We start from the raw sequence: 19157 nt of genomic DNA, 5'->3' as shown, positions 1-19157 counted from the left end.
TCCTGGAGTGCTGTCCTGGGCGCAGCCCTTTCCGCGGACGGGGGGCGTGGATGACGCCGGCTGCGACTATAGGCCTGACTCAGGGTAAAAGGCAATTGTCGGCACGGCTCGTCATGCGAGAGCAACAACCCCCTGTGCACACGGTTGGCGTGCACAGGGGCCTTGCGATTAGGTGTTGTCCTTGATCGTCTTGCTGCTGCCGTTGGTTTTCACTGAAGCAATGCCTGCATCACGCGATTGCGCGGTGGCATACATCTGGCTGCTGCCGATGATCTGGTGGTTGGCGGCTTTGAGGTTGAAGTGAAATTTGCCATTGCTGGCCTCTTTCTTTTCGTAGCGCTCATCCGTGCCGCTGTTGGCCTGGACCGAGGCAATGCCACTTTCGGCAGAGGCCTTGGCCTTGTACAACTCACTGGTAAGAATGACCTCGCCATTGCCCGCCTTGAGAACGAAGCGGAACTGGCCGTCACTGCTGTTACTCAACTCAAACCATCCTGCCATAGGAACTCCTTATTACGCAGATAAGCCTGGGTGCGCTGCTTGCGTGCTCGCTTGCAGTGACAAGTCAGTATGGTGGGCTTTATGCGCTTGTCCAATCGCGGGGGCCGTCCACCCAGGACAACCCTGACTGCACATGCACATGCTTCTGCTGCACAGGCTGGAACGGAGTGTCCAGTGTCCCCAGCGCGATACTGACCCAATCGGCAAATTTGCCCGCCGCATCGCTCCAGAACAGATTCGTGCCACAGGTTGCACAGAAGCTGCGACTGACACTGGGCGACGACTTGAACACGCGTATCGCCTGCTCAGGGTCGCAGACCGTCAGGCGTGTAGCCGGCACGCTGCCGTAACTGGCAAAGGCCGCACCATGCGCCTTGCGGCATTGGCTGCAATGGCAATGGCTAACGGCCTTGATTGGCCCGTCAATGCGAAAAGTGACGGCGCTGCACAGGCAGCTGCCGTGGTATGTCGATGTGCTATCCATCCGTTGATGCGCCCAGGACAAAAAGGCTGAAGATCATACACCGGCAATTCGCTAGCGCTGCGCGACCGCATGCTGGACACACTGCTCGTAGTAGGTCTGTTTGATCGCCGCCGGCTTGAGCCGCGACTGGCTGTTGTAGGTTTGCTCGGTGATGCCCATGGCGGTCATGCGCATCCACGGTTTGGGGAATTTGCGCACCTGCAGCTTTTTGCGTGCCGAGTACAAGGTCACGCCAGACAGCTTGGACTGTTGTGCGCCAGCGGCGATATCCGATCCCCAACTGCACACATAGCGATCATTCTTGCCGAGTGCTTTGGCCTGTGCACCAAGGGCAAAAGTGGCGAGAAAAAACGTTGCAAGGGTCAATCCATAAGCCCGCATAGTGTCAACCTAAGCTGTTGAAAGGAAAGCAAGTTTGCCAACGAAGGTTGTGGCGGGGGGCCAGCAGTTTGCCTTATCTGCTGTCTATCTTTCAGCGCGCGGCAGCAGCAAAGGTTGCGGACTGGACAGCCGACTGGATACTATTCGGAACAATTCTCACTTACATGTACCGGGTGTGTTCATGTCCGCCGTCGAGCCGACCTTCCAGCGAGCGATTCATGAACTGTACAGCGAGCACCACGGCTGGCTGTTCGGTTGGCTGCGCCGCAAGCTGCGCTGCCCGCAGAACGCCGCCGACACGGCCCAGGATACCTTCCTGCGGATTCTCGGTTCGCGCGATTCACTGGTCGGTATCCGCGAGCCGCGGGCTTTTCTCAGTACTACGGCACGCCGGTTGATCATCGACAAGGCCCGCCGCCAGCACATTGAGGACGCCTACCTGCGTGAGCTGGCGCTGACCGTCGATGCGCTTGAGGGGCACCAGTCCCCGGAGCAGATCCTCACCACCCTTGAAGCCCTGGAGCAGATCGCCTTTGTCCTCGAAGGCCTCAGCGACAAGGTGCGCCAGGCCTTCGTCGATTATTACCTGGACGAACAGACCCAGGTCCAGATCGCCCGACGCCTGGAGGTCTCCGAACGGATGGTGCGCAAATACTTGCTGCAAGCATTGATGCACTGCAACCAGGCCCTGGACGTGTGAGCCAATGAGCAGCGAGGACAGCATCGAAGCCCAGGCCGCCGAGTGGGTGCTGCGGCTGAGCGAAGGCGAATTGAGTGAGCAGGAGCGGCAGGCCTTTGAGCACTGGTGTCAGCTCGACCATCGTCATCAGGCCACCTTTGAGCGTATCAGCAGCGTGGTCGCACAACTGCACAGTCTGCGTTCGCAGCGCGTGCCGGTGCGTGCCGCGTTGCAGGTACCGGGCAAGCGTCGGAACCGGGCCCGGCACCTGCTCGGCATTGCCGTGTTGCTGGCCAACCTGGGCGTGATCCTGAGCTTCAGCGGTTACCGCGTCGACGACCTTTTCGCCGACGTGCACACGTCCCCCGGCCAGTGGCAGACACGCACGCTGGAAGACGGCTCACGCATTACCTTGTACGGCAACAGTGCTATCGATGTGCAGTTCGATGGTGCTCAGCGGCGCATCGCACTGCGCCGCGGTCAGGTGCTGGTGGATGTGGCTCACGAGCAGTCCAGGCCGTTTGTGGTCAGCACCACAGAAGGCAGTTTCAAGGCGCTGGGCACACGCTTTGTCGTCAGCCACGGGGAAGGGCAGAGCGAACTGAGCATGTTGCAGTCTGTGGTCCAGGTGCAGAGCGCTGACCGCAGCCAGTCGCTGGAGGTGCAAGGTGGCGGTCGCGCCTGGGCGCGTCGCGATGCGGTGGGGCGTTTGCCCGACATTGATCCGGCCAGCCTTGAACAGGCCTGGCAGCGCCATCAACTGGTGGTCGATCAGGTGCCGCTGGTGCAGGTACTTGAGGCGCTGGGGCGTCAGCGTCGTGGGCATCTGCAGTTCGATGCTGCTGCCCTGGCCGACCTCAATGTCTCCGCTGTACTGCCCCTGGACGACACCGACCGCGCGTTGCAGTTGCTGGCCCAGGCCCTGCCGATACGTTTGCAGCAGTACACGCCGCTGTGGACGCGCATCGAACGTGTTGCCTCTGAAAAATAATCATTCCTATTGGTTCCGCATTGTCAGCGTGGCCCGTCAAGCAAGAGGCCAACATGATTAAACAGGAGCCGTTTTCCCATGCGTCGATTTGCTGACTCGCAGGCCTTGCGCCCCCTTGCGCTGTGTATCCACCTGGCGTGTGCCGGCGTTGCGGTGGCCATGCCGCAACTGGCCGTGGCCCAGACCCAGCAGCACTACGATATCCCGGCCGGATCGCTCAGCAGCACCCTCAACCGCTTCGCCCAACAGGCGGGTGTCGCCCTGGTATTTCAGGCTGATGAACTGGCGGGGCGCAGTAGCCACGGCCTGGTAGGCAACTACACGGTGGAGGATGGATTTGCCACTTTGCTCGACGGTAGCGGTTACCGCATCAGCCACAGTGACAGTGGTTATGTGCTGCTGCCGATTGTCGATGCGCAAAGCGGCCAGACCCTGGAACTGGGTGTGACCACCGTTGCCGGTCAAGGCATGGGCGAGAGCACCGAGAACACTGGCAGTTACGCGCCGGGCCTGATCAGTGTCGGCTCGAAATCGCCGACCAGCCTGCGTGAGACACCGCAGTCGGTGTCGGTGATCACCCGCCAGCTGATCGAAGATCAGCAACTGACCGACATCAACGAAGCGATGAAGGCCACACCAGGGGTGATTACCCAAAGCACCACATTCCGTATCCAGGATTTCATCTCCCGCGGCTTCTCCATCCAGAACCTGCAGATCGATGGCGCCGCCCCTCAGGCGCTGGGCACCGCGATGGGCTCGTTCTACTCCTCGAACATTTTCGACCTCGCTGAGTTCGACCACGTTGAAGTGCTGCGCGGCTCTGGCGCCTTGTTCGGTGGCTCGGGCGATCCGGGAGGCATCATCAACCTGGTGCGCAAACGGCCGATGGCTTACAACCAGCTGAAGCTCACCCTGAGCGCCGGCAGCTGGGACAACTACCGGCAGGAGCTGGATATCACCGGCCCCATGGGCTGGGACGGGCGGCTGCGTGGACGGCTGGTGGTGGCCAACACCGATCGCCAGTATTTCGTCGACAAGCGCAGCACGGAAAAGCCCTTGGTCTACGGGGTGATGGAAGCCGACGTGAGCGACGACGACATGCTCACTTTCGGCGTGCGTTACAACAAATCCCATGAAAACGGTACGCAGAGTTCGGTGCCTCGTTACAGCAACGGTGCCGACCTCGGGCTGCCGCGCCACACTGGCCTGACCCAGAACTGGGCGTTCGCCGACACCACCGCGCGCGAGTACTTTGCCAAGTACGACCACCGCTTCAATGACGACTGGAAACTCAACCTGTCGTACACCAATATCTGGGACGTCTCCTGGTTCAAGACCGCCACTACCCTCAATGCAGTAGATCCCAATACCCATACCGGAGTGGTCTGGTATGGCACCCAGAGCCGTCAGGAAAACGAACAGCACCTGTACGACGTCAACCTGGCCGGCAACTTCCAGGCTTTTGGACTGGACCACCAACTGGTGCTCGGGGCTGACTATCAGCGCATCGACAGCCGCTGGTTGGGGACCGCGCCGCACGCAACTGCCCGTGGCCCGGTGGATGTCTTCGACCCGGATTCCACGCCATGGGAGGAACCGGCCAATCACACCGATTACAGCCGCGACTACAACCCGAACGCTCAGCGCCAGTACGGCCTGTATTCCAGCCTGCGTCTGCAGCTGGCCGAGCCATTGCACCTGATCCTCGGCGCGCGGGCCCAGCGCTATCACTTCAACCAGACCTACCAGACCCGCAGTGGTACCCAGTGGACGCCGGTATCCGATGTCGACCAACGTATCGGCACCAAAGTCACGCCCTTCGGTGGCATCGTCTATGACCTCAACGATGAGTGGTCGGCTTACGCCAGCTACTCGGAAATCTACAAGCCACAGTCCAACAAACTTTCCGGGCCACAGCCGGGCAGCCCGCTTGAGCCGATGACTGGCAAGACCTACGAGACAGGCCTTAAAGGCGAATTGTTCGACGGCGCTCTGAACACCAACATCGCCTTGTACTACACCACCCGCGAAAACGAAGCGGTCAGGGACCCAGGCTATACCGACAGCAGCAACCTGTTTGCCGGCAGCTGCTGCTACCTGAGCAATGGCAAGGTGGTCAGCAAGGGGGTAGACATCGAAGCGTCGGGGGAGTTGATGCCGGACTGGACGTTGATCGGTGGCTACACCTTCAACCTCAACCGCAATCGCAGTGCCGACTCGCCGCTGAGCACGGTCATGCCCAAGCATCTGTTCAAGCTCTACACCACCTACCGCTTGCCAGGCATGCTGCAGGACTTCAAGGTTGGCGGCGGCGTGCAGGTGCAGAGCGCAACCTATGTGTCAGGCACCGCCACGCGTTTCAACGCCGATGGCAGCGTGGCCCAGAGCGATGTGCCGTTCGACTTCAGCCAGGGCGGTTATGCCACCTGGAGCGCATTGGTGGACTACAAACTGGACGAGCACTGGGACCTCACGCTCAACGGCAACAACCTGTTTGACAAGAAGTACTACCAGACTGTCGGCACCTCGACCTATGGCAACTACTATGGCGACCCGCGCAACTTCATGCTGACCCTGCGCGGCACTTACTGATCAAGGCAGCCCCACGCCGGACCAGGGTGGATCCTCATCTTCACAAGGTGGTGGTCTGCCCCTTGCGGTCCAGCTCGAACACCTTGTTGGCCTGCAAGTGCTCCTTGAGCCAGCGTTCGGCCTTGCCCAGGCGTCGTTGCCTGGACCAGAGCAGGTCGACGCCCACCTGCCAGTCGGTGTACGGATAGGCCGATAGCTGCAACTCCACCAGTTCGCCGCTGGCCAGTTCGCGCTGAATCAACTGGCGCGGCAGCGTGGCCCAGCCCAGTCCGGCTCGGACCATTTCCAGCAGCGCCAGGTAGCTTTCGGCCTGCCACACCTGGGTCGAGCGCAGGTATTCGCTGCTGGGCAGCTTGCTGGCATGGGCGCTGAAGGCCAGACGCCGATGAACATGCAGGTCGTCAAAGCCCAGGTTGGCAATTTGCGCCAAGGGATGCTGTGGATGACACACATGCAGCATGATCAGCTTGCCCAACTGCTGGAACGCCAACTCCTGCACATAACCCGGCTGCGAAAAGGCTACGCCCAGCACCGCTTCGCCTTTGGCGACCAATTCACTGACGTCGCCATGCACCGGGTGGCGAATCACCAGGTCGACATAGGGAAACGTCTGCTCGAACGCTTTGAGCACGGGTAAAAGCGGGCCGTAGGGCGTTTCGATGGCCAGCGTCAGGCTGGGCTCGATCACTTCACTCAAACAATCGGCATGGGCCTCCAGGGTCAGGCAGCGCTCCAGTACGGCCTCGGCTTGCACCAGCATCTTCTGGCCACTGGCGGTGAGCACCGGGTTGCGGCTGGAACGGTCGAACAGCTCCACGCCCAGGTCGGTTTCCAGGTTGGAAATGGCAGCGCTGATGGTCGATTGGGTTTTACCCAGCTTGCGCCCGGCGGCGGAAAACGAGCCGGTTTTCACCGCCTCGACGAACATCGACAGCTGATCCAGTGAGAAACGCAAGGTGACGGCTCCTTGGGCGGATGAGGGGGCGGGCCAATCCTCGCCTGCCGACGCCAGCTACGCAAGGTTTCATCCATCGATCAAAGCGATAGTTACTAACTTGTTTCATCGTCTGGGGCGGGTAAATATCGCCTCGGGTCAAGCATTCCTGTGCCGGCCAGCCTTAACAACAATAAAAGCTGCACCTTCAGGAGACACGCGACATGAGCATAAAACGGGTTCATCCGGTGGACGAAATCCTGCCATTGCGCCAGTTGTTCACCTTCGGCCTGCAACACGTACTGGTGATGTATGCCGGCGCCGTAGCGGTCCCCTTGATTCTTGGTAGCGCCCTGGGTTTGACCTCGGCGCAGATCGTCATGCTGATCAATGCCAACTTGCTGACCTCCGGTGTTGCCACGCTGATCCAGACCCTGGGTTTCTGGAAGTTCGGCGCGCGCTTGCCGATGATCCAGGGCTGCTCGTTCATTGCCCTGGCGCCGATGATCATGATTGGCAAAGAGTTCGGCCTCAGCCAGATCTTTGGTGCAGTGATCGCCGCAGGTGCAATTACCATCGCCCTGGCGCCGGTGTTCAGCCGTCTGCTGCGGTTTTTTCCGCCGGTGGTGATTGGCAGCCTGATCACCATTATCGGCATCTCGCTGATGCCTGCTGCGGCGATCTGGTTGGGCGGGGGCAATCCGGGCGCGGATGATTTCGGCAAGCCCGCCAACCTGTTGCTGGGCTTGGCCACGGTGGCAGTGACGTTGCTGATCTATGCGCGATTCTCCGGCTTTATCGGCAACCTCAGTGTGCTCATCGGCCTGTTCGTGGGCAGCTTGATTGCCGCAGCCTTTGGCATGACCAACTTCAGCCGGGTAGGGGAGGCGGCCTGGTTCGAACTGAGTCCGCCGATGGCGTTTGGTGTACCTGAGTTTTCGCTGATGCCGATTCTGGTGATGACCCTGGCGATGCTGGTGATCATGGCCGAGACCACCGGTAATTGCCTGGCCATCGGTAAGTTGACCGGCAAACCGACCAGCCAGCAGACCCTGGGCAATGCCTTTCGTGCTGACGGTTTGTCGACCATGCTCGGCGGGTTGTTCAACAGCTTCCCCTACAACGCCTTCACTCAGAACACCGGCCTTATCGCGCTTTCCAACATCAAGAGCCGCTTCGTGGTAGCCGCAGCTGGCGCGATCATGGTGTTGATGGGCCTGTTTCCCAAACTCGGTGCCTTGATTGCCGCAGTGCCGACGCCGGTGCTGGGTGGCTGCGCGATCGTCATGTTCGGTATGACGACGGTGGCCGGTATCCAGGAGCTTTCCCGGGTCCGCTTCGAAGGTACGCGCAACGGCATCATCGTCGCGGTATCGGTCAGTGTCGGGGTGTTGCCGATGTCCTTCCCGGCGTTGTTCGAACACGCCAATGGCGCGCTCAAGCTGGTGCTTGAAAGCGGCATCTTCCTCGGGGCGATCACCGCCATTGTCCTCAACATCCTCCTCAACAACGAAAACCAGCCGACCGAGGCACTCTCTAGCGACGCCGAGCTGGCTGACTGACGTATTCCTTTACCTACTGCCAAGGAGTTTCACATGACCAGTTTTACCAACCTCACCCCCGCCGGTGTCAGCGCGCTCGACCTTGAACTGCTGCGCCGCACCATCGAGCTGTCCGAGCAATCCCGGCAACGCGGCCGCCATCCGTTTGCCGCACTGGTGGCGGACCGTAATGGTCAGGTGATCGCCCAGGCCGGCAACAACTCGATGCCACCCGAAGGTGATCCGACCCAGCACGCCGAGCTGGTTGCCGCGGCCCAGGCAGCCAAGTGCCTGAGTCCCGAGGCGCTGGCGGACTGCACCCTGTACACCAGCGCCGAGCCCTGCTGCATGTGCGCCGGAGCCGTGTACTGGACCGGTATTGGCCGGGTGGTGTACGCCTTGTCCGAACATGCACTGCTGGGGTTGACCGGCGACCATCCGGAAAATCCGACCTTCTCACTACCGTGCCGCGAAGTGTTTGCACGCGGGCAACGTCAGGTCAGTGTTCTCGGGCCGATGCTTGAAGCAGAGGCGGCTGAACCTCACAAAGGCTTCTGGTCATGAGTGCAGGCATCTCCATTCATATTGTCGATGTTGCCAGCGGCTGTGTGGCGCAAGGTCTGGAGGTGCGCCTGGTGCGCCTGGACGGCGGTCAGGGGGAGCTGATCTGCCAAGGGCGGATCGCCAGCAACGGTGTGCTGGCGGAACTGGAGGGCGAGGCCGAGCGTTGTACCCCAGGCGTATATGAAGTCAGCCTGCAGGTAGCCGATTTCTATCGGGCTAAAGGCATGGTACTGCCTGCGGTGCCGTTTCTTGACGAGTTGGTTTACCGCTTCGGGCTGGCCGACCCCGGCCAGCACTATCACCTGCCGTTCAAACTGACGGCCTGGGGTGTCTCCTGTTTCCGCGGTGGAGCCTGACAGCCGGCGTACATTACCGGCTGGCCGCGAACGGTTGCGGTGGGCGTCAAGCGGGCCTATGGTCCAAACGAAGCGTCGCCCGGGTTGGACCATAGGCCGCTGTTCAACCCGCACCCTGTCCCGCTGCGAGGTGAGCCTATGTCCAACGATTCCCGCCCAGCCGTACTCGAACTGATCGGCAACACGCCCCTGGTCCGCGTCAGCCGCTTCGATACCGGCCCCTGTACCTTGTTTCTCAAGCTCGAATCGCAGAACCCCGGCGGTTCGATCAAGGACCGCATCGGCCTGGCCATGATCGATGCGGCCGAGCGCGATGGCCGGCTGCGACCCGGTGGCACCATCGTTGAAGCCACTGCGGGCAATACCGGTCTGGGGCTGGCGCTGGTCGGCCGGGCCAAGGGCTACCGGGTAGTGCTGGTGGTGCCGGACAAGATGTCTACCGAAAAGGTCCTGCACCTCAAGGCGATGGGCGCTGAAGTGCATATCACTCGCTCCGATGTCGGCAAGGGGCATCCGGAGTATTACCAGGACGTGGCAGCGCGGCTGACCACAGAGATCCCCGAGGCGTTCTTCGCCGATCAGTTCAATAACCCGGCCAACCCCCTGGCCCACGAGTGCAGCACCGCGCCGGAGATCTGGGCGCAGATGCACCATGATGTGGATGCCATCGTCGTCGGTGTCGGCTCGGCCGGTACCTTGACCGGCTTGACCCGCTTCTTTCGCCGGGTACAGCCGGACCTGGCCATGGTGCTGGCCGATCCGGTCGGCTCGGTAGTGGCCGAGTACAGCCGCAGCGGCGCCCTGGGCACCCCCGGTTCCTGGGCAGTGGAGGGCATCGGTGAGGATTTCATTCCCTCGATCGCCGATCTGTCCAGCGTGCGCCAGGCCTACTCGATCAGCGATGAAGACAGCTTCGATCATGCCCGCCAGTTGCTGCGTGCCGAAGGCATTCTTGGTGGCTCCTCGACCGGGACCTTGCTGGCAGCGGCGCTGCGCTATTGCCGCGAACAGACCGAAGCGAAACGGGTGGTCAGCTTTGTCTGCGACACCGGCACCCGCTACCTGTCGAAGGTTTACAACGATCAGTGGATGACCGACCAGGGCCTGCTGCAGTTCAAGCACTATGGCGATTTACGCGACCTCATTGCCCGGCGCTTCGAGGATGGCCGGGTGATCAGCGTCGGCCCCGGCGACACCTTGCTCACTGCGTTCCAGCGCATGCGCCTAGCCGATGTCTCGCAATTACCGGTGCTTGAAGACGGCCAGCGGCTGGTCGGGGTGATCGACGAGTCGGATATCCTCGTCGGCATGCACGCTGACCCCACGCACTTTCGTCTGCCGGTTGCCAGCGCCATGACCGACAAGCTGCAAACCCTGCCGCCGAGTGCCAGCCTGACTACACTGCAAGCGGAACTCGACCGTGGGTTGGTGGCGATCATCGCCGACGCCTCGGGCTTCTATGGCCTGATTACCCGTGTCGACATGCTCAACCACCTGCGCAGGTCCTTGCCATGAGCCAGCACGACGAAACCACCGCGCCACGCGCCTTCGCCACCCGCGTGATCCACGCCGGGCAAACCCCGGACCCGTCCACCGGGGCCCTGATGCCGCCGATCTATGCCAACTCCACCTACGCCCAGCAGAGCCCCGGCGTGCACAAAGGCCTGGACTACGGGCGCTCGCACAATCCCACGCGCTGGGCCTTGGAGCGTTGCGTGGCGGATCTTGAGGGCGGTACCCAGGCCTTCGCGTTCGCCTCGGGGCTGGCGACCATTGCCAATGTCCTCGAGTTGCTCGACGCTGGCTCGCACATCGTTTCTGGCAATGATCTCTATGGTGGTACGTTCCGCCTGTTCGACAAGGTTCGGCGGCAGAGTGCCGGGCATCGCTTCAGCTTTGTCGACCTGACCGACCTGGAGGCTTTCGAGGCGGCATTGGAAGACGACACGAGCATGGTCTGGGTTGAGACCCCCAGCAACCCCTTGCTCAGACTGACTGATCTGGTCGCCGTCGCCGACATCTGTCGCCAGCGCGGCATTCTCTGTGTCGCCGACAACACCTTCGCCAGCCCCTGGGTGCAGCGGCCGCTGGAGCTGGGTTTCGATATAGTCCTGCACTCGACCACCAAGTACCTCAACGGCCACTCCGACGTGATTGGCGGGATCGCCGTGGTCGGCAATCCCGAACTGGCCGAGCGCCTGGGCTTTTTGCAGAATGCGGTGGGCGCGATTGCCGGGCCGTTCGACGCCTTTCTCACCTTGCGCGGGGTGAAGACCCTGGCGTTGCGCATGGAGCGCCACTGCAGCAATGCCCTGGAGCTAGCACACTGGCTGGAACGCCAGCCGCAGGTGGCGCGGGTCTATTATCCGGGGCTGGTCTCGCACCCCCAGCACGGTCTGGCACGGCGGCAGATGCATGGTTTCGGCGGGATGATTTCCCTGGACCTCAACAGCGACCTGGCCGGCGCCCGGCGCTTTCTCGAAAGCGTGCGCATCTTTGCCCTGGCCGAAAGCCTGGGCGGGGTGGAAAGCCTGATCGAGCACCCGGCGATCATGACCCATGCCAGCATCCCCGCCGAAACCCGCGCGCAGCTGGGGATCGGCGATGCACTGGTGCGCCTGTCGGTAGGGGTGGAAGACGTCGAAGATTTGCGCGCGGACTTGGCGCAGGCACTGGCGCGCATCTGACAGGTTCATGACGCTTGTAGGAGCGGATTCACCGGGACGCTGGACCGCCGCGATGGACTGCATAGCAGTCCCACCTGTTTAGGGCCGCGTTGCGCCCCATCGCGGATGAATCCGCTCCTACAGGTCTCGCCGGTGCACAGAATGCCCGCGTGGGACCACACCGGAACACCGCGCCATTTCCACTCCTCAAGTAACTCGGGGTCGGCCTGGTGGATGAGTCTGCGTACCCGGGCAAGGGTTGCCCCGCGCCAGTCGTTGAGCGCGAATTCTGGCCTCGATCAAAGCACTGGCGGAGGATTCAGCCGTGTGTGCCGGGTCACTGCTACGGGATTTGTTCATGGCGCATGTCGTCCTTCACCAGATCCCGGGGAACAGCTTGAATTGAACCCGCCCGGCATACTCAACATAGCCGTCCAGTTCGGCCTGCAACAACTGATCTTCCCAGGCGGTACGCACTATCAGAAAAGCCGCTGCCAATGCAGCAGGTAGCAGCGCCCAGAATGAGCCCAGTGCCAGCGCCATACCGAAGAATAGCCAGAGTGCGGCGGTGTATCCGGGGTGGCGGACAAAGCGATACGGACCGCTGTCGATCACCCGTTGATGGCGCTCTGACTGGATGCGCACACCGGGCTCGAAAAATGGATTGACCGCCTGCGCCCATCCGGCCACCGCGATGCCCAGCAGTACCGCAGCATAGCCCATCAGCACCAGCCAGCCCGGTACCAGCGCGTGATGAAAGCGCCCGGCATCGAGCGCTGCCACGGGCAAGACGGCAGTCATTGCCGGCAGGATGAGCGCCAGTAGCGCTTTATCCCAGCTTTTGGTGCCGGCCTGGAAGCGGCTGCGCGCACGATAGATCACCGGATTGACGCGGGCGAGCACCAGCGCCGACACCGCAAAAGCCAGCACCAGCACGCCAAGGAATATCCAGCCGGGGCGCCAGGTGAGGCTGCCGGCGGGCAGGAAGATCAGCACCAGCAGGGCCAGCGGCAGGCCAATCGCATAGGCAATCGCCGTGGGGCGCGACATGGGGGCCGGGTCGCGGGCGGGTTCGCGATAGGTCATGGGTTCACCTCCTGCTGCTGGCATTGGCCACGGCTTTTGTAAACAATAGCGCCCGCGAAAAACGCGCTACCCGTTTATTGACCGAGATCCCCATGCCTTCGATCCCTTTCACTGTCGAACTGCTGCAAACCGGCCCCGACCAGGCTGAGCTGATCCGCAACCTGTATCAGTTCTATGCCTATGAGTCTTCGGACTGGGAGCAAGAGGATGTGGAAGTGGACGGCCGCTTCTACATCCACGAAGAGCACCTGATCCGCTACTGGCAGGAGCCGCAGTGGAGCGCCAACCTGATCCTGGTCGATGGCTTCATCGCCGGTTTCCTGCTGATTGAGCGCAGCGAGTTCGCGGCACTTAATGCCCTGGAGCTGGCTGACCTGTTCATCCTCAAGCGTTACCGGCGCAAAGGCATCGGCCGCGCAATCGCCAGCCAGGTGCTGATGAGCGGGGAGAGTGACTGGCTGGTGCGTTTCTATGACCAGGACGAAACCGCCCAGGCGTTCTGGCGCGCGGTGCTGGACAACCTGCCGCGGCCGGTGCGGACCATTGAACTGGATGATGAGCCTGAGCTGCTGAGTTATCTGGTCACGCGTGCGGTGCACTAAGCAGGGCCTTATCGCGGGGCAAGCCCGCTCCCACAGGGCTGCAGAAAATCCTGTGGGAGCGGGCTTGCCCCGCGATGAGACCGTCCGTCGCAGCACCATACCAACCCTGTTGACGTCGAGACGTGCCGGCCTGATTATTGATCTATCGCATGCGATTAAATCGCTAACGATATAACTCAAGCAAATCCAGAGGAACTCCCCCATGAGCAAGATCGAAAAAGTCCTGTTGACCGGTAAAACCCACACCACCCTTAGTGTCGCCGGTACCACCGCACGTGGCCTGAACATCCAGCTGTCGTCGCCGGGCGCCAGCAAGCCTGCCCACGAGTTCAACGCCATTGCGCCGCACCCGACCGCCGAGCAACTGTTCTCCGGGGCATGGTCGGCCTGCTACATCGCGGCAGTGGAACTGGTCGCCAAGGAAATGAAGGTGGCATTGCCAGAAGGTCTGGCGGTCGAGATCGAAGTCGACCTCGGCCAGACCGGCAAGGACTACTTCCTCCAGGCCCGACTGACTGCGCGCTTGCCAGGCCTGGACCCTGAAGTCGCCAATGCCCTGGTGCATGCCGCCGACCAGGTTTGCCCATACTCCAAGGCCACCCGCGGCAACATCGAGGTAACCTTGAAGGCGATCACCGAGTAACAGGACAGGTGGCCAAGCACCCGCTGTCTTGACATCGAAACGCCGGGAAAGGACTATCAGCTAAGTCGCATGCGATTAAATCGTATGGGGTATAAAGCAGGAAAGGCCAGGTGAACGTTTTATACGCTCGCCTGGCCGTTCCTCGTTCTGCTCTGGTCAACAAGGGATAGCCATGAAACCCACCGAAACTGCGATGCCTGCCGACCTGAAACTCTCGGAGTTTCTGTGTTTTGCCGTCTATTCGAGCAATCTCGCCTTCGGCAAAGCCTACAAGCCGAAACTTGAGCGACTGGGCCTTACCTACACCCAGTACATCACCCTGGTTGCGCTCTGGGAGCAGGACGACCAGACCGTCGGCAGCCTGGGTGAAAAGCTGTTTCTCGAATCCAACACCCTGACGCCGATCCTGAAAAAACTCGAAGCCATGGGCTACGTGCAACGCCAGCGCGACCCGGAGGATGAGCGTCAGGTGCGCATCCGGCTGACGGCCAGTGGTCGGCAACTGCGCGACGAGGGCTCGGACGTCGACCTTTTCGAAGCCACCGGCCTCACCGCAGAAGAGTTCACCCAGGTTCAGCGAGCGGTGGTCAAGCTGCGCGACAACCTGATCCGCTCGTTCAAGGACAGGGAATGACATGCAGTCCAGGCCGTTGAAAATAATTGCCTGAAGCCTGTCCCCTTTCTTTCGTTCGGTTGTCATCAAGGGCAAGTGAATCCACAAGAGAGCGCAACAATGCCCGCAGTGACACGTCGCCGAACGCCACCGGCGTCTTCGTTTTCCTGTTCCACCTTGTGCTTGAGCCTGATGCTCGGCTTCGGCCCGTTGGCGCCGCAGATGGCCGTGGCCGACAGCGAGCAACGCAGCTACAAGGTGCCGGCCGGCGACCTCGGCTCGGCCTTGATCCGCTTTGCTGGCCAGGCCGGGGTGAGCGTTTCGGTGGAGCCGGGCCTGGTCAGTGGCCGGCGCAGCGCCGGCCTGTCGGGTAACTACAGCATTGATGAAGGCTTCGCCCGGTTGCTGCAGGGCAGTGGTCTGCAACTGCAGCCGGTCAGTGCCGGTGCCTACACCCTGGTGCCGCTGCCAGCGGGGGCGGATGCCCTGGAAATCGCGCCGACCAGCATCCTCGGCAGCCACGCCGGGGGCGACCTGGACGGCGAGCGCTATGCCGGCGGGCAGGTCGCCCGGCGTGGCTCGCAGGGTTTGCTGGGCTCGCGGGACTTCATGGAAACGCCGTTCAGCATGACCACCTACACCAGTGAGGCGGTGCAGAACCAGCAGGCGCGGACCCTCGGCGACCTGATCGCCAGCGACCCTTCGGTACGGGCGACCAACCCGGCTGGCGGACGCTTCGAGCAGTTCACCATCCGCGGTTTCAGCCTGTTTAACAGCGATGTTTCCTACAACGGTCTGTACGGCGTGCTGCCGACCTACTCGATCGACATGGAAATGGCCGATCGCGTCGACATCATCAAGGGCCCCAGCCAGCTGATCAACGGGATCTCGCCGCGAGGCAGTGTCGGCGGCGGCATCAACGTGGTGGCCAAGCGCGCGGCTGACAAGCCGCTCACCGAGTTCACCGGCAGCTACGTGTCAGACAGTCAGGTAGGGGGGGCGGTAGACATTGGCCGTCGGTTCGGTGACCAGAACCAGTTCGGCCTGCGCTTCAACGGCGTCAAGCAGGGCGGTGACACTGAGTGGGACCATCAGAGCGTCGAGCGTGAGATGGCCGTGTTGGGCCTGGACTTTCGCGGTGAGCGATTGCGGCTGTCGGCGGATTTCGGCCACACCGAGCGCGACACCGATGCACCGCAGGAGCGCGTGATCGTCGGCGCCAATGCCAAGGTCCCGGATGCCGATGATGTGCGGCGCAATTATGCCCAGGCCTGGAGCCAGGCCCGTACCAACGACACCTTCGGTACCCTCAATGGCGAATACGACATCAGCGATTCGCTGATGGCCTACGCGGCAGTCGGCGCGCGCAAAAGCGACCATGACTTCCTTCGGCACAACGTTCCGGTCTCCAACGATGCCGGTGACTTCAGCGTCCAGCCGCGGGATTTCACCCGCGATGAAAACGTCAAGACCGCCACCGCCGGCCTGCGCAACTGGTTCCATACCGGTCCGGTGAGCCACGAAGTGAACCTGGCCGCCAGCTACTTCTATATGGATTTCGAGAACGGCGGTGCCCGCTATGCATCGGCGCCAAGCAACCTCTACGACCCGCGACCGACGCCTACGCCCGGTACCCCCACACGCCAGGACGCCAAGGTGTACACCGAGAACCGCTTCACTGGCGTAGCGTTGGCCGACACCCTCGGGTTCTTCGATGACCGGGTGCTGCTGACCCTCGGCGCGCGCTGGCAGCGGGTCCAGGTCGACGACTGGAGCAACAACGTCAAAGGCGCTACGGCCTATGACGAAGAGAAGGTCTCGCCGTCGGGCGGGATTCTGTACAAGGTCACTGATCAACTGTCTCTTTATGCCAACTACATGGAAGGCCTGAGCCAGGGCAAGATCGCGCCTTCGACCGCGATCAACGAAGACCAGATCTTCCCGCCGTTCATCAGCCGCCAGGTGGAAGTCGGTGCCAAGTATGATCTGGGCAACCTTGCCCTGACCGCCAGCGCCTTCCGGATCCGTCAGCCGGCCTACGAAACCAATGCCAGTACCCGGGTCTTCGGCCCCAACGGCAAGCGCGAGAACAAAGGTGTCGAGCTGAGTGTGTTCGGTGAACCGCTCAAGGGCTTTCGCCTGCTGGGTGGGGTGATGTACATCGACAGTGAACTGACCGGCACCAATGGCGGCACCTTCGACGGCAACCGCGCCCCGGCAACGCCCGAGTACAACGTCAACCTGGGGGCCGAGTGGGACGTGCCGAGCCTCTCGGGATTGACCCTGACGGCCCGTGGCATTCATTCCAGTTCGCAGTACCTGGACCAGGCCAACAGCAAGCAGATTGACGGCTGGCAACGCTTCGATGCCGGCGCCCGCTATGCCTTCAAGGTCGACGGCAAGGACATCACCCTGCGCGCCAGTGTCGAGAACCTGCTGGATGAGCGCTACTGGGCCTCGGCGGGTGCCTCCGATGACAGCGAAGCCGGTCTGACGTTGTCTACCCCCAGGACCTACCTGCTCTCCGCGAGTGTGGGTTTCTGAGCGCAGGTTCAGCCCCGCCGACGAGCACCTTTATCATGCCAGGCAGACAGGCCGTAACCGGGTAGTGGCATGACGATTGTGTCGGCTGTCGAGGTCGCGCAGGAGGTTGCCCTGAGGTGTCGGTGACTCGCCGCTGAGCTGGCACAACAACGCGCTGATCTCCTCGCCGTTGACCGTGCCCTGGGCATGCAGAAACTGCGCAACAGCGCTGACCACCGCCCAGTATCGATGTACCAGGCAGCTGGCACGGGCAATGGCCAGGGGCTCGGCGTCGAGTACCATGCGCGCCGGCAGCAGGCGGATCAACTCCATGCCGCGCTGGCGGTCGCCGGCACCGCTACGCTGCAGGCACCTGTCGACCGGGCAGTGTCTGTAGATCGCTTCGGCCATAGGGCCTGCGAAGCAATCCACCAGGTCGCGCTCAATGGCGCTGATCATCGAAGGCAGGTGTTCGGCGATGCCGGGCGGCTCGAAGGCGGGGAGCGGCACCAGGTAGTCGGCTTCGACCAGGCCCTTGACCGCCTGCAGGTTGCCACGCAGATCCACCATCGGGCCGATCAGTGCTTCGGCGCGGGTGCGTACGGTCACTCGCTTGATGCGCTGGCCATTCCACCAGAAAGCCAGGACGTGGCCTGCTTCATGGAAGGCAGTGCAGCGCGGGCGAGTGTTCATGATCCGGGCCTTGTTCGTGCAGGTCGCTGATCACACCATCTTCCTCCCGCCAGGGGTTCGTACAAGAGATTTTTACTATCAGCTGGCAAGAGTGCGGCTATGAGCGGGCGAGGGGGGGGGGATTACTCCTCAAAGCGCCCGCTGGCGTCTCGATCGCGCTGGTAGCGTCTGCTCAGTGCAAATGCCGGCAACCAGGATTCGCGGCGGATAATCCAGCTTTCGTAGGTGGGTATCAGTTGATCCGGGGCATCCAGGGATCCCAGGTGCACTTCGATTTCGTCGTCGCTGCGGGCGAACACCGAGGAGCCGCAGCGGGGACAGAAATGACGGCCGGCGTAGTGCTGCGTCTCGCCCTCGATGGTCACCGCATCCTGAGGGAATATGGCCGAGGCGTTGAACAGCGCACCATGATGTTTTCGGCAGTCCAGGCAGTGACAAAGGCCGACCCGATAAGGGCGTCCCGAGGCGACGATTCGTACGTTGCCGCAGAGGCAACCGCCGGTGAGTGAGTTCATGCAGCGCCTCCTTTTCCTCAACTTTCCCGACGTGCTTGAGTACACGCTTGAACAGATCAGTTGATGACGTGCTCAATAGTGACCATAGGCCATGCAAGCCAGGACTGTGACGACTCCAACAAGTGAGAATGTAATAAACACCCAGCTGAAACAGCGTGTATAGGTGAATGCCAGTTTATCGCTGATAGCTTCCCGGGCAGCTATCTGTTTACTCACTGCCTGCTCTCGTGAAATAAGACGAAGAACATGTGGAAGGCCGTCGTTGTCATTTGGCAGGTTGTGCTGGGCGTCCAGATACTCTAGTGCGGCCTTGCCATAACCAAGCAAGTCATGAGTTCTTCTGTCGAGTTTCCAGAAGACAAAAGAGAAGAATGTCAACAGTGCGCCGAACACGGCCATCCACTTATACGCATCACCATTTTTCAGAAGAACTGCAAAGCCACCAATGATCGCTGTTGAAAGCAAAATGTAGAAGTGAAAGGCTTTCAACCTTTGGTCCGCATGCAGGGCAAAATAGTCCCACGCGTAGGCACGAAAGCTATTTTCAAACGAGGGTTCAGTAGTTTGTGTATTTTCGCCGCTCATGGTGTGCACTCAAGATCTGCTGGTGATTGCAACAACCGCTGTGTAATTAGCCTATCCAGGTGTTGAGATAAAGCAATGTGAGTACTTAGAATGATTGGCTGTAAAGGTTGGTCTGACACATTATGAGTGTGGGCGTGTCGGAGCTTTGTTTTTTTGTTGTTTGCTTGAGTTTTACTCTTCGAGCTTGCGCTGGTTACTTATAAGCTTT

20 protein-coding genes and 1 pseudogene are annotated in these 19157 nt (G+C 61.3%); 12 read left to right on the top strand and 9 right to left on the bottom strand.

What is annotated here, in order from left to right; all coding sequences use genetic code 11:
* Positions 1-168 precede the first annotated feature (168 nt).
* From AC07OF_RS23815 to AC07OF_RS23805, 3 genes are all read right to left on the bottom strand, one after another.
* Entirely contained in the window at positions 169-501 is a 333-nt protein-coding gene (locus tag AC07OF_RS23815) for a YegP family protein (RefSeq protein WP_038611758.1), read from the bottom strand.
* Between the two features lie 79 nt (positions 502-580).
* Complete coding sequence (locus AC07OF_RS23810) at positions 581-985, bottom strand: GFA family protein (RefSeq protein WP_157192963.1); 405 nt, start codon at positions 983-985, stop codon at positions 581-583.
* Between the two features lie 51 nt (positions 986-1036).
* Positions 1037-1366: a hypothetical protein gene (locus AC07OF_RS23805; protein WP_038611755.1), complete on the bottom strand. Its 330-nt coding sequence runs from the start codon at positions 1364-1366 to the stop codon at positions 1037-1039.
* Between the two features lie 181 nt (positions 1367-1547).
* On the opposite strand from AC07OF_RS23805, the gene AC07OF_RS23800 reads away from it, so the two are divergent.
* The 3 genes from AC07OF_RS23800 to AC07OF_RS23790 all read left to right on the top strand — a co-directional run bounded on the left by AC07OF_RS23800 (position 1548) and on the right by AC07OF_RS23790 (position 5628).
* On the top strand, positions 1548-2066 hold the full coding sequence (locus AC07OF_RS23800; protein WP_157192961.1) for a sigma-70 family RNA polymerase sigma factor: 519 nt from the start codon (positions 1548-1550) through the stop codon (positions 2064-2066).
* Between the two features lie 4 nt (positions 2067-2070).
* On the top strand, positions 2071-3036 hold the full coding sequence (locus tag AC07OF_RS23795) for a FecR family protein (protein WP_495073557.1): 966 nt from the start codon (positions 2071-2073) through the stop codon (positions 3034-3036).
* A 78-nt stretch (positions 3037-3114) separates the two neighbouring features.
* Positions 3115-5628, top strand: a complete 2514-nt coding sequence (locus AC07OF_RS23790; RefSeq protein WP_495073556.1) for a TonB-dependent siderophore receptor — start codon at positions 3115-3117, stop codon at positions 5626-5628.
* 40 nt (positions 5629-5668) lie between these two features.
* Here AC07OF_RS23790 and AC07OF_RS23785 read toward each other — a convergent pair whose 3' ends face one another.
* A complete protein-coding gene (locus AC07OF_RS23785) occupies positions 5669-6583 on the bottom strand; it encodes a LysR family transcriptional regulator (RefSeq protein WP_157192958.1) in 915 nt (304 codons plus the stop codon).
* A 203-nt stretch (positions 6584-6786) separates the two neighbouring features.
* Here AC07OF_RS23785 and AC07OF_RS23780 point away from each other — a divergent pair, with 203 nt between their 5' ends.
* The 5 genes from AC07OF_RS23780 to AC07OF_RS23760 all read left to right on the top strand — a co-directional run bounded on the left by AC07OF_RS23780 (position 6787) and on the right by AC07OF_RS23760 (position 11710).
* The gene (locus AC07OF_RS23780; protein ID WP_157192957.1) at positions 6787-8124 is read left to right on the top strand and encodes a nucleobase:cation symporter-2 family protein; all 1338 of its coding nucleotides are present in this window, start codon (positions 6787-6789) and stop codon (positions 8122-8124) included.
* A gap of 33 nt (positions 8125-8157) precedes the next feature.
* Complete coding sequence (locus AC07OF_RS23775) at positions 8158-8667, top strand: nucleoside deaminase (RefSeq protein WP_157192956.1); 510 nt, start codon at positions 8158-8160, stop codon at positions 8665-8667.
* Entirely contained in the window at positions 8664-9023 is a 360-nt protein-coding gene (locus tag AC07OF_RS23770; protein WP_495073555.1) for a hydroxyisourate hydrolase, read from the top strand. The genes AC07OF_RS23775 and AC07OF_RS23770 overlap by 4 nt, the downstream gene beginning before the upstream one ends.
* Before the next feature lie 138 nt (positions 9024-9161).
* A complete protein-coding gene (locus AC07OF_RS23765) occupies positions 9162-10538 on the top strand; it encodes a pyridoxal-phosphate dependent enzyme (protein WP_476446862.1) in 1377 nt (458 codons plus the stop codon).
* Entirely contained in the window at positions 10535-11710 is a 1176-nt protein-coding gene (locus AC07OF_RS23760; protein WP_191831638.1) for a cystathionine gamma-synthase, read from the top strand. Before AC07OF_RS23765 ends, AC07OF_RS23760 begins: the two co-directional genes overlap by 4 nt.
* A gap of 113 nt (positions 11711-11823) precedes the next feature.
* Here the strand turns inward: AC07OF_RS23760 and AC07OF_RS23755 are convergent.
* Positions 11824-12049, bottom strand: a pseudogene (locus AC07OF_RS23755) (DUF1801 domain-containing protein); the annotation flags it as partial.
* Positions 12050-12064: 15 nt separating this feature from the next.
* The gene (locus AC07OF_RS23750) at positions 12065-12775 is read right to left on the bottom strand and encodes a methyltransferase family protein (RefSeq protein ID WP_476446863.1); all 711 of its coding nucleotides are present in this window, start codon (positions 12773-12775) and stop codon (positions 12065-12067) included.
* Positions 12776-12867: 92 nt separating this feature from the next.
* Between AC07OF_RS23750 and AC07OF_RS23745 the strand changes: the two genes are divergently transcribed.
* The 4 genes from AC07OF_RS23745 (at position 12868) to AC07OF_RS23730 (ending at position 17177) form a co-directional block, all read left to right on the top strand.
* Positions 12868-13377, top strand: a complete 510-nt coding sequence (locus AC07OF_RS23745; RefSeq protein ID WP_174446943.1) for a GNAT family N-acetyltransferase — start codon at positions 12868-12870, stop codon at positions 13375-13377.
* A 202-nt stretch (positions 13378-13579) separates the two neighbouring features.
* Positions 13580-14020: an Ohr family peroxiredoxin gene (locus AC07OF_RS23740; protein WP_157192951.1), complete on the top strand. Its 441-nt coding sequence runs from the start codon at positions 13580-13582 to the stop codon at positions 14018-14020.
* Positions 14021-14192: 172 nt separating this feature from the next.
* On the top strand, positions 14193-14654 hold the full coding sequence (locus AC07OF_RS23735) for a MarR family winged helix-turn-helix transcriptional regulator (RefSeq protein ID WP_476446865.1): 462 nt from the start codon (positions 14193-14195) through the stop codon (positions 14652-14654).
* Positions 14655-14753: 99 nt separating this feature from the next.
* Positions 14754-17177 (top strand): TonB-dependent receptor, encoded by a 2424-nt coding sequence (locus AC07OF_RS23730; protein WP_157192949.1) that lies wholly within the window; start codon positions 14754-14756, stop codon positions 17175-17177.
* 33 nt (positions 17178-17210) lie between these two features.
* Here AC07OF_RS23730 and AC07OF_RS23725 read toward each other — a convergent pair whose 3' ends face one another.
* From AC07OF_RS23725 to AC07OF_RS23715, 3 genes are all read right to left on the bottom strand, one after another.
* The gene (locus AC07OF_RS23725; protein ID WP_476446867.1) at positions 17211-17849 is read right to left on the bottom strand and encodes a hypothetical protein; all 639 of its coding nucleotides are present in this window, start codon (positions 17847-17849) and stop codon (positions 17211-17213) included.
* 122 nt (positions 17850-17971) lie between these two features.
* A complete protein-coding gene (locus tag AC07OF_RS23720) occupies positions 17972-18364 on the bottom strand; it encodes a GFA family protein (protein WP_157192947.1) in 393 nt (130 codons plus the stop codon).
* A 72-nt stretch (positions 18365-18436) separates the two neighbouring features.
* Positions 18437-18949: a hypothetical protein gene (locus tag AC07OF_RS23715; protein WP_157192946.1), complete on the bottom strand. Its 513-nt coding sequence runs from the start codon at positions 18947-18949 to the stop codon at positions 18437-18439.
* Between the last annotated feature and the right edge of the window lie 208 nt (positions 18950-19157).

The sequence above is a fragment of the Pseudomonas sp. GW821-FHT10B02 genome, from assembly GCF_059415665.1.
This window is presented reverse-complemented; position numbering and strand designations above follow the sequence as displayed.